Below are 1,157 nucleotides of genomic sequence, written 5' to 3'. Positions count from 1 at the left end.
ACCGTCCATCTTGGTCATGCCGTCACGGAGCGGCGGAACGAAGGGTTGGATGTTCCCCCTGAATTTCTTCCCCACATATCCCCATTGGGCTGGGCGCACATTCTACTGACTGGCGAATATCTTTGGCCCAAGGAACCGAAAGCTTAGGGTGTCATTTCGCCCTCAGCCGGAACCGACCCCTACAACTGCAATTTTCTTACCCGAACTGGCAAGGCAGCTACTGACGTTGATTGTTGCCGTCGTTTTACCGGAGCCACCTTTAGGGTTGAGGAACGCGATAATTTTCATGTCTAAACCTCATTTATGTGTTTACTCATTTGAGTTTTATTATACACAAAAACACAAATGAGTAAATGTGTTTTTGTGTGTAAATGAGTATATGAGTGTTTTTAGGGTTAGATCTTGCGGGGGATGTTGGTTCTAACTGCTACTAGTGACTTATTGCCAACCTCCATCGTATTCCTTCCAGCTTCGATTAGTCGCATCATTGGTTAGCGTCATGTCATCGATCACGCAGTTACGTATCTCAGCAGTGCGGTAAATCTCGTCAAAAAGTTCGTCAATCTGCTCTTTCAAATCGGCCTCATCTCTATACGTAAAAATCAGGCTGTACTCATTAATGTCCAACACCTTTCCGTCATAGTCGCACTCAACCAGCCAGGCAATATCTTCTCTGACCTTTTTCTTCCCACGGGTAAATTTGCTGCCGTTCTGCACCGGCACCCACAGTGTGGTTGTCACGGAAAATGCGGTAGCACTCTCAGACTGCCCGGAAAGAGAGGGGAGGGCTGTAACTGGGGGACACTGTTTAATCGCCCGGCTAATGGTGCCACGACTGCAATTGATGGTCTTCTGAACCTGGCTCCAGGAACTGCCGCTGGCCAGCAGCCGGTTAATGGCATCATAGCGATGTTGGTTAACCTTTCTTCCCTGGTATTTTCCCTCCGCTTTTGCTTTGGCGATCCCCTGTTTCTGGCGTTCTCGCCGCGGTTCTGTCGCATTAAGATCTCGTCAGGTAACATGCTGTTTTTTTGGCACTGTTGCAAAGTTAGCGATGAGGCAGCCTTTTGTCTTATTCAAAGGCCTTACATTTCAAAAACTCTGCTTACCAGGCGCATTTCGCCCAGGGGATCACCATAATAAAATGCTGAGGCCTG

2 protein-coding genes and 2 pseudogenes are annotated in these 1,157 nt (G+C 48.1%); 1 reads left to right on the top strand and 3 read right to left on the bottom strand.

Annotated features, from left to right (window positions below; all coding sequences use genetic code 11):
* The coding region (locus ACHHZ7_RS25415) for a Tn3 family transposase (RefSeq protein ID WP_395149237.1) at nt 1-147 on the top strand (147 nt) is incomplete at its 5' end.
* A gap of 33 nt (nt 148-180) precedes the next feature.
* On the opposite strand, the pseudogene ACHHZ7_RS25410 reads toward ACHHZ7_RS25415, so the two are convergent.
* The 3 genes and pseudogenes from ACHHZ7_RS25410 to ACHHZ7_RS25400 all read right to left on the bottom strand — a co-directional run.
* Nucleotides 181-288 (bottom strand): annotated as a pseudogene (locus ACHHZ7_RS25410) (ParA family protein); the annotation flags it as partial.
* A 150-nt stretch (nt 289-438) separates the two neighbouring features.
* A complete protein-coding gene (locus tag ACHHZ7_RS25405) occupies nt 439-741 on the bottom strand; it encodes a hypothetical protein (protein ID WP_052132604.1) in 303 nt (100 codons plus the stop codon).
* A 63-nt stretch (nt 742-804) separates the two neighbouring features.
* Nucleotides 805-993, bottom strand: a pseudogene (locus ACHHZ7_RS25400) (helix-turn-helix domain-containing protein); the annotation flags it as partial.
* Nucleotides 994-1,157 lie beyond the last annotated feature (164 nt).

The sequence above is a fragment of the Citrobacter freundii complex sp. 2024EL-00216 genome, assembly GCF_043945515.1.
GTDB lineage: Bacteria > Pseudomonadota > Gammaproteobacteria > Enterobacterales > Enterobacteriaceae > Citrobacter > Citrobacter portucalensis.
The sequence above is the reverse complement of the archived record's forward strand: the minus strand, read 5'-3'. Positions and strand labels throughout refer to the sequence as shown.